Source organism: Terrisporobacter muris (assembly GCF_024621905.1).
Lineage (GTDB): Bacteria > Bacillota > Clostridia > Peptostreptococcales > Peptostreptococcaceae > Terrisporobacter > Terrisporobacter muris.
In genome coordinates this window covers 1-1,498 of record NZ_JANKBY010000539.1, presented here as the reverse complement: position 1 = coordinate 1,498, position 1,498 = coordinate 1, and the positions used below count along the sequence as shown (strand labels likewise).

Below are 1,498 nucleotides of genomic sequence, written 5' to 3'. Positions count from 1 at the left end.
ATTAAACATAGTCTGTTTTGTTTAAAGTTAAAAATAGTTTAATTGCTTTTTCAAATATTAATAATATTTTAAGGGGGAAAAATTATGTTAAAAACAACAAAAATAACTGACCCAGAATTATATGCAATAGTAGAAAAAGAACTAGAAAGACAAAAATACAATATAGAAATGATAGCATCAGAAAGTTCTGCGCCAACAGAAATACTAGAACTTATGGGAAGTGTATTTGTAAATAAAACAGAAGAAGGTCTTCCAGGTAAGAGATATCAAGCAGGATCAGAGCATGCAGATGAAGTAGAAAATTTATGTATAGAGAGAGCTAAAGAGGCCTTTGGATGTGAATATGTAAATGTTCAAGCTTATTCAGGAGCAACTGCAAACTATACAGTATTTAATGCTGTACTTGAGCCAGGAGATAAAATCCTTGCAATGAGGTTAGATCATGGCGGACATTTAACACACGGTTCACCAGCCAACTTTGTAAGTAAGATATTTAGCTATGAACACTATGGTGTAGACCCAGAAAGTGAAACAATAAACTATGATGAAGTAGAAGCAAAAGCATTAGCTTTTAAGCCTAAAATGATAATAGCAGGTGCTAGTGCTTATCCTAGACTTATAGATTATGAAAGAATGAGAGAAATAGCTGATAAAGTGGGTGCATACTTAATGGTAGATATGGCTCATATATCAGGACTTATTGGAGCGGGAGTTATTCCCTCACCAATACCATATGCAGATTTTTGTACATCTTCTTGTTCAAAAACAATTTGTGGTCCTAGAGGTGGGTTTGTAATGTGTAAAGAAAAATATGCAAAAGCATTAAACAGAGCGACTTTCCCAGGAACACTAGGCTCTATACAAATAAACGGTATTGCAGCTAAAGCTAATATGTTTAAAAGAGTAAGAGAACCGGAATTTATTGCAACGATGGAAAGGGTTTTGGATAATGCTAAATACTTAGCAAAAGAATTAGAACAAAGAGGATTTAGAATAGTAAGTGGTGGTACTGATAATCATACGGTATTAGTTGATTTAAGAGATAAGAAAATAACTGGTAAACAGTTTGATCGAGCTCTTGAGTCTATAGGTATAACAGTAAATAAAAATACTATTCCAAATGATTCAGAAAGTCCATTTGTAACAAGTGGTGTACGTATAGGACTTACAGCAGTATCAGAACGTGGATTTGGACACGATGAAATAGCTGAGATAGCTGAAATTATGGAGAAAGTTGCAGATAACATAGAGAATGAAGAAGTTTTAAAAGAATGCAAAGTTCAAGCAAGAAACTTAGTTTCAAAATTTCCACTATATCCACAAGGGTATTTTGAAGATTAAAATAAGCCTCTCACAGTAATAAGGATATTTATATAAATATTCCTTTTGCTTAAATTATTAATTGAATTGTTGTAATTATAATTTTATTCCTATTTTAGTGTTCTATACAAATTAATAAATTGAAAGATTTTAAAGAAAAAATAATTTTATGTGAGAT

Annotated in this window: 1 protein-coding gene; it reads left to right on the top strand. The window is 31.6% G+C overall.

The genetic code is table 11. From position 1 onward, the window contains the following. Positions 1-84 precede the first annotated feature (84 nt). Positions 85-1,341, top strand: coding sequence for a serine hydroxymethyltransferase (locus tag NSA58_RS20085; protein ID WP_039679720.1), 1,257 nt, complete (start codon positions 85-87; stop codon positions 1,339-1,341). The last annotated feature ends 157 nt before the right edge of the window (positions 1,342-1,498 follow it).